This is a genomic window from Streptomyces sp. E11-3 (assembly GCF_046540415.1).
GTDB lineage: Bacteria > Actinomycetota > Actinomycetes > Streptomycetales > Streptomycetaceae > Streptomyces.
Genome location: NZ_JAZGRL010000001.1, coordinates 3,589,771 through 3,596,875, shown reverse-complemented (window position 1 = coordinate 3,596,875; position 7,105 = coordinate 3,589,771). Strand labels below are relative to the sequence as shown.

The following is a 7,105-nucleotide window of genomic DNA, read 5'->3' as shown; positions in this document are numbered from 1 at the left end:
ACGGGGGGAGGGTGCTGGTTCGGGTGGGGGAGGCCGACTCCCGCAGGGCGCCCGCCAGTTGTTCCAGGGCCCGGCAGATCTCCGCCGACTCCGCGGGAGCCGGGCGCGGGGCGCCGTGGCGGATGTGGATGCGGGCCGCGGTGGTGGCGTCCACGACGCGTTCGACGGCGACGACCAGCGGCCACCAGGCCGCCGCCCGCGTCCCGGTGGGTGGCGGTTCGGTGAGGGCGCGTTGGAACTCTGTACGGAGGGCCGACAGGTCGCGGTAGAGGCGGCGGCGCATGCGGGCGCGTGCGGCGACGTCCGGGGTGCCGGGGGCGGCCGGGTCCAGGAAGGCGCACTCCACATAGCGCGCGGTGTCGGCGACGGCGTCCGCCAGGCGGTCGCCGATGCGGGTGTGCCAGCTCTCCGGCCAGAGCAGATAGCCCGCGATCAGGGCGATGGCGCAGCCGATCAGGCTGTCGTACAGGCGGGGGACGACCAGGCCTACGCCCGCCTTGTTGAGTACGTCGGACAGGATCAGGATCACCGGGGTGATGGCGGCTGTCTGGTAGCCGTAGCCGCGTGGTGTGAGGGCGGGGATCAGCGGAGCGAGCGCGAACAGCACCAGCACGTCCCACCAGCCGCGCGGCACCTCCGACAGCAGCGCCGCCGCCAGTACGAGCCCCGCCGCCGTGCCGAGCGCGCGCAGCACCGCCCGCGAGAACACCGAGCCGAAGTCGGGCTTCATGACGAAGGTGATGGTCAGCGCCACCCAGTACGAGCGGTCCACCTCGATGAGGGAGACCAGGGCCTGGGCGAGGCCGATGCACAGCGCCAGGCGCAGGCCGTAGCGCCAGGAGGCCGCCGAGAGGAGGACGGTGCGGGCTGTGCGGCGGGTGCGGTCGCGCAGTGCGGCCGGGCGGCCGAGGCGGTCGTGCACCTTGCCGGGGTCGGTGTCGGTCAGGGCGTCGGCGGCGTAGCGGATGGCGTGGTCCACGGCGTGCGCGCCCGCCCCCGTGGGCTCGGGCAGGCGCAGGTCGACGGGTCCGGTGAAGCCCGTTTCGACGGCGTGCGCGAGGGACCGTACGGCGGCGGGCGCCGCGTCCGGCAGGCGGCGCCCGGCCAGCTGCGCGGCGGGGGCCGCCTCGACGAGCGGGATCAGCGCGTTGAGCTGGCCGACCAGCCGGGCCAGCTCCTGGTTGCGGCCGTGGTGGCGGGCCCGCCGCGCGAGCATCAGGTCGTAGGACTGGTTGAGTGACTGGGTGACGGTGTGGCGGGCGGTGGCGTACGTCGCCGCGTCCTTGCCCGCGGCTTCGAGGAGCGTGGCCACCGCGCGATAGGTGTCGGCGACGGCCGTGCGCTCCGGCACTCCGGAGCGCATCGGCCAGGCGAGCAGCGCGAGGGCCAGGACGAGCAGCCCGCCGCCGCTGATCAGCAGTGGCGGTACCCACCATGCTCCCGGCATCGGCAGCCCCGCGCCGATCACCGAGTTGAGCAGGAGCAGCAGTCCGGAGACCGAGGCCACGGCTCCGATGGTCGAGATCATGCCGGAGGCGAGCGCCACGGCGGTGACGACGGCGACGGCCAGCCACCCGTGTCCGTACACCAGCGAGCCCAGCGTGATGCCGATCGCGCCGAAGAGCTGCGGTACGGCGATGTTGTAGACCCGCATCCGGTACGCGGTCGCGGTGTCGCCGATGACCCCGGAGAGGGCGCCCATTGAGGCGATCGCCCCGTAGTTCGGATAGCCGGTGGCCAGGCCGACGGCCAGCGGCAGCGACATGGCGACGGCGGCGCGGGCGACGGCGGGCCAGGGGGTGCGGGCCACCGGCTTCGTCTCAAGGGTTCTGACCAGCCACTCGGGCGGCGCGAGGCGGGGAGAGAACGCTCGGGACATACGCCCATTATGTGCTGGTTGCGTGCTATGCCTTCGGTGCGTGGGGGGTGTGGAGGGTCGCGTGAGGGGTGTGGAGGGTGAGGTCGGCCAGGAGGGAGCGGTGGTCGGTGTTCGGGAGGTCGAGGAAGCGTGTGGCGCGCGCCGAGAAGTCCTTGCTCACCAGCACATGGTCGATCTGCGCTCCGAGCGGCGGCGCGGAGGCGGACGGCCAGCTCGGCGTACGGCTTCCGCCCGCGAGCCGGGTGCTGTCGCGCAGGCCGGTGTCCAGGATGCGGCGGAACGCGGCGTGGTCCTGCGAGGCGTTGAAGTCGCCCGCGAGGATCGTCGGTGTGCGCCCGTCGCGCGCCGCGTAGTCCCGTAGCGCGGCCAGCTCGGAGCGCCAGATGCCGAGGTCGCCCGGCATCGGCGGCATCGGGTGCGCCAGCTGGAGCCGTACCTGGTGGCCCTCGATCTCGACCACGGCGCCCGGCATCGACAGGGTGCCGGGGACGCCTTCGGCGGTCTTCAGCGGGTAGCGGCTGAGGATCGCGGAGCCTTCGGCGCCGGTGGCCTGGACGATGTGGTGGTGCGGGTAGTCGGCGCGGTCCCGGAGCGCCTTGCCGCAGCCGAGGTCGCACTCCTGGACGAAGACGAGGTCGGGGCGCTCGCGGCGGATGGTGGCCAGCAACTCCTCGGTCGCCTGGCCGAATTCGACGTTGGAGGTCAGGACCCGGAGATGGGCGACGGGGGGTGCGGAAGGCGTGTCGGCGGCGCCGTAGGGCTGCATGAACCAGGCGGTGACGGCCACGGCGACCGCGCCCCAGGCCATGCCTACGCGCCAGCGCGCCAGTGCGGCGAGCAGCAGGGCGGTGCCTGCGGGGAGGAGCAGCCAGGGGAGGAAGGCGAGGAGCTGGGGTACGGGGGTGACGGCGTCGGTGTTCAGGGCGCGGCAGGCCAGTACGAGGGTGACGCCTGCGAGGCTGATGCCGGCGAGCCAGGCGGCCAGTTGGCGCCGGGCGCTTGGGCGGGCGCCGGTGGGGGCGGCCGTGGCGACGGCCGGTGCCGTGATGGTCTCCAAGGTGGCCCTTTCGCTGGACGTCACTGGACGTCACTCGACGCTCATCGTCTCCTGCGCGAGTCGGTACGCCGGGAGCATCTCCTCGTGTTCCTGGGTGTCCAGGCCGCCCAGGTCGAGGACGAGGGGGCCGGACGGGGTGGAGACGGCGAGGGCGCGTTCCTTCTTCGTCTCGTCCAGGGCCTCGCTGGCGTAGAGGTAGGTGACCTCGACGGCGGTGAGGTCGCCCGCCTTCGTGTCGCGGTACTTGACCTGCTTGGTGGTGCGCTTGTCCGCCACGAACGCCTCCAGGACCTCGCGCGGGGTGTCGTCCTTCGCGTCCGAGGTCCAGACCCTGAGGAAGCCGATGTTCCCCGCGGGCTTGGCGTCGATCTCGCAGGTCAGCTCGACGGTCCCCTGCTTGCCCAGCACGTCGAGCTCACTGCCTTCGAGCACGACGGCCTTCGGCTTCCACTTCTCCGCGAAGTCGAAGGTGACCGGCAGCGGGCAGGCGGAGTCCTTGGCGCCGACCGTGCCGCCCTTGGCGACGGCCTCCGGGCTCGCGGACGTACTGGCGGACGCGTTCGGGGACGACTTCTCTCCGTCCGACTTGGAGTCGTCCGAACCCGAGGAGCAGGCGGTCAGCAGCCCGGCCGCCGCCAGCGCGGCCACAACCGCCGAACATCTGCCCCGCACCCGCATCCGCACCCGCCCTGCCCGCATCGCTGAATTCCCCGCCCTGAGTCGCCGTCGTCGCAGGACGACGGTATACGAGACGAGCGCCAGGTCAGGACGTCAGTCGTCAGGGCCTCAGGACGCACGGCGCCAAGACGTCACTGCGCCAGGCGTCGGGGCGTCAGGAAGGCCCGCAGCGCCGCGGGGTCGGGCGACCGGCGTGGCCGGAGCCCCAGGCGTCAGGGGGCCGCGGGTGTGCCGCGGCCGTACGGGTGCCAGCTTGTGGTCTGCACGGTGAAGGCCAAGGGGGCGGGCAGGGTGATCGGCTGACCGAAGATCCCTTTGCCGGTCTCGACGTAGTGCCTGCCGTCGAGCTCAAGGAGGTGCCAGGTGGCGTCGTTCGGGTCAACGATCAGGTAGACCGGGATGCCGACGCCCGCGTATCGCTCCCGCTTGTCCTCCCAGTCGCGCTTGATCGCGGTGCGGGTGGTGGAGACGACCTCGACCACGGCGAGCGCGATCTGGGCGGGCCAGTCGGCTTCCGCGTCGTCGGCAGGCCGGTCCTCGGTACGGATGATCACCGCGTCGGCGCGCGGGCGGTAGTCGTCGGCCACCAGCAGGCCCCGCTCCGACCAGGCCTCGAAGGGTTCAGGCGTGTGCCGTACGAGGCTGCGGCCGGGGAGGTCGTGGACGTGTCCGGGGTTCGCCTGCATGACGAGTTCCCCGTCGAGCAGCTCGACGTGCAGGCCGTCGGGCACATCGAGGTCGTGCCACATCGCGATCAGCGCGTTGTTCTTCACCTGAGGGCCTCCTCCGCCTTGTGGCCGTCATCCCCAGCATAGGCAGCACGTACCGGCCACGACCGGCGCTCCCGTCCTACTTGCGGTTGTAGAGCCGCATCGTGATCGGGCCGAAGATCAGCACGAACAGGCCCGCCCAGCCCAGCGTCCACGCTATGTCCGCCGTCGGCCAGCCGCCCGACATCAGTTCGCGGACCGCCTTGGCGGTGTGGGTGACCGGGCTGTTGTTCACGAAGACCTGCAGCCAGCCCGGCATCGTCTGCGGCTTGACGAAGATGTCGCTCAGGAACGTCAGCGGGAACAGCACCATCATGCTCACGCCCATCACGGACTTCTCGCTGCGCAGCAGCAGGCCGAACATCGTCCACACCCAGGAGAAGGCGAAGGCGAAGACCAGCAGCAGGGCGACCCCGGCGAGTACGCCCATGGCGTTGTCCGGGCGGTAGCCGATGATGACGCCGACGGTCAGCATCACGGCCGAGGCGACCGTGTAGCGCATGACGTCGCCGAGCAGATAGCCGACCATCGGCGCCGGACGCCAGATCGGCAGGGTGCGGAAGCGGTCGAAGACACCCTTCTCGATGTCGGTGTTGACGGCGACACCCGTGTACATCGTGATCATCGTGACGCTCATGACGAGGATGCCGGGCAGCAGGTACTGGATGTACTCGCGCGGTGAGCCCTCGATCGCCCCGCCGAAGAGGTACGTGTACATCACGACCATCATGATCGGGAACATCGTCACGTCGAAGAGCTGCTCGGGGACATGCTTGATCTTCAGGATCGTCCGCCAGCCGAACGTCACGGAGGCGGACCACGCACTCGGCCGCGGCGGCCGGTCCTTGGTGACCAGCAACTCGGCCAGCGACTCGCCCTTGACCGGGGCCAGTTCATCGGACTCGGCGGTGGTGGTGCCGGTGGTGGTCGTCGCGGTGCTCATGCCGCTGCCTCCTGCTGGGTGTCGTTCTTGCGGTCGGTCAGGGCGAGGAAGACCTCGTCCAGGCTGGGCTGGCCCAGCGAGAAGTTGTCGACGGTGATGCCGGAGCGGGCGAGCTCCGACAGTGCGCGGGCGGCCTGTTCGGCCGCGCCCCTACCGTTGTCGCCGGTCCCCACGCGCGCGGTGAGCGCCACCGGGTCGGGCTCCAACTGGACCTGTGCGCCCATCACGGCCGTCAGCAGCTGCTCGGCCTCGCCCCGCTGGTGGGCGTCGCGCAGCCGCAGATGTACGGAGCCGGCGCCGACGGAGGCCTTCAGCTCGCCCTTGGTGCCCTCGGCGATCACCCGGCCCTTGTCGATGACGGCGATACGGGACGCCAACTGGTCGGCCTCGTCCAGGTACTGGGTGGTGAGCAGGACGGTCGTGCCCTGGGCGACGACGGCCCGCACGATGTCCCAGACCTGGTTGCGGCTGCGCGGGTCGAGACCGGTGGTCGGCTCGTCCAGGAAGAGCAGGTCGGGGGTGTTGAGGATGGAGGCGGCGATGTCGATTCGGCGCCGCATGCCGCCCGAGTAGTTCTTGACCTGGCGGCCCGCGGCCTCGGCCAGACCGAAGGCTTCGAGTAGCTGCCCGGCGCGGATGCGCGCGGCCTGCTTGGAGTGCCCCGTCAGGCGGCCGAGCAGGACCAGGTTCTCGGTGCCGGTGAGGTCCTCGTCGACGGAGGCGTACTGCCCGGTGAGGCTGACCATGCCGCGTACGGCGTCCGCCTCCCGTACGACGTCGTGGCCGAACACACGGGCCTCGCCCGCGTCCGGACGGAGCAGGGTCGCCAGCATCTTCACTGCGGTCGTCTTGCCCGCGCCGTTCGGTCCCAGGACGCCGTAGACCGTGCCCGCGGGGACGGACAGGTCCACGCCGTTCACGGCGCGGGTCTGGCCGAAGGTCTTCACCAGACCCGCGGTCTCGATCGCCAGGCCGGTCGTCTGCTTGCTCATGGTCCGGTCCCTTCCGGGGTGGGTCGTTTTCACGTGGTTAGTGCTCAGAAGTGGTCAGGAGGGTTAGGAAGGTTAGGAGGTGTACGGGCGTGTGGCGCGGGCCTCGCGGAGGGCCAGGCCCCACCACAGGAGCTGGTCGAGCAGCGTTTCGGCCGCCTGGTCGGCCGCGCTGCCGGGGTCCGCGTCGGGAGCGCCCGTGAACTCCTCGGCAAGGTTGAGACCGACGACGTCACGCAAACTCATCGCGTGCAGCTCGGTGAACACGCAGCGCAGTGCCTCCACCGCGTACAGTCCGCGGCTGCCGTGACCGTAGCTGACGAAGCCGACGGGCTTGGCGTGCCACTCGTCGTAGGCGTAGTCGATGGCCTGCTTGAGGGAGGCGGGGAAGCTGCGGTTGTACTCAGGGGTGACGATGACGAAGGCCTCCGCGCGGTCGACGCGGTGGGTGAAGCGGGCCATCGCGGTGGTCGCGGTGTGCGGGTAACGGGCCGGGAAGTCCGTGTAGTCGACGAGGTCGATCAGCTCGACGTCGAGGTCGCCGCGCTTGGCCGCCCGCTCGGTGAACCAGTGGGCCACGCCGTCGCCGACCCGGCCCTCGCGGGTCGAGCCGACGATCACGGCGACCTGGAGCGGCGGACCGCTGGGTGTCGTCATCGTCATCACGTCCTCCGTCATCACGTCCTCCGCCATCACGTCCTCCGTCACCACGTCCTCCGTCATCACGTCCTCCTCTCACCCTTTGGGCGCCAGAACGCGGCGCGCGGCCGCCAGATCGAATCTGGCGGC

Annotated in this window: 7 protein-coding genes; all 7 read right to left on the bottom strand. The window is 71.2% G+C overall.

The genetic code is table 11. The features are described 5' to 3' along the window. The coding region (locus tag U9R90_RS16530; protein WP_411057206.1) for an FUSC family protein at positions 1–1,879 on the bottom strand (1,879 nt) is incomplete at its 3' end. 25 nt (positions 1,880–1,904) lie between these two features. Then, complete coding sequence (locus U9R90_RS16525; protein WP_411057205.1) at positions 1,905–2,936, bottom strand: endonuclease/exonuclease/phosphatase family protein; 1,032 nt, start codon at positions 2,934–2,936, stop codon at positions 1,905–1,907. 30 nt (positions 2,937–2,966) lie between these two features. Then, entirely contained in the window at positions 2,967–3,635 is a 669-nt protein-coding gene (locus tag U9R90_RS16520; RefSeq protein ID WP_411057204.1) for a lipoprotein, read from the bottom strand. A gap of 191 nt (positions 3,636–3,826) precedes the next feature. After that, positions 3,827–4,387 (bottom strand): Uma2 family endonuclease, encoded by a 561-nt coding sequence (locus U9R90_RS16515; RefSeq protein ID WP_411057203.1) that lies wholly within the window; start codon positions 4,385–4,387, stop codon positions 3,827–3,829. 76 nt (positions 4,388–4,463) lie between these two features. Beyond that, entirely contained in the window at positions 4,464–5,327 is an 864-nt protein-coding gene (locus U9R90_RS16510) for an ABC transporter permease (RefSeq protein WP_411057202.1), read from the bottom strand. Then, positions 5,324–6,319 (bottom strand): ATP-binding cassette domain-containing protein, encoded by a 996-nt coding sequence (locus tag U9R90_RS16505; protein WP_411057201.1) that lies wholly within the window; start codon positions 6,317–6,319, stop codon positions 5,324–5,326. The genes U9R90_RS16510 and U9R90_RS16505 overlap by 4 nt, the downstream gene beginning before the upstream one ends. A gap of 72 nt (positions 6,320–6,391) precedes the next feature. After that, positions 6,392–6,973, bottom strand: a complete 582-nt coding sequence (locus U9R90_RS16500; protein WP_411057762.1) for an NADPH-dependent FMN reductase — start codon at positions 6,971–6,973, stop codon at positions 6,392–6,394. Positions 6,974–7,105 lie beyond the last annotated feature (132 nt).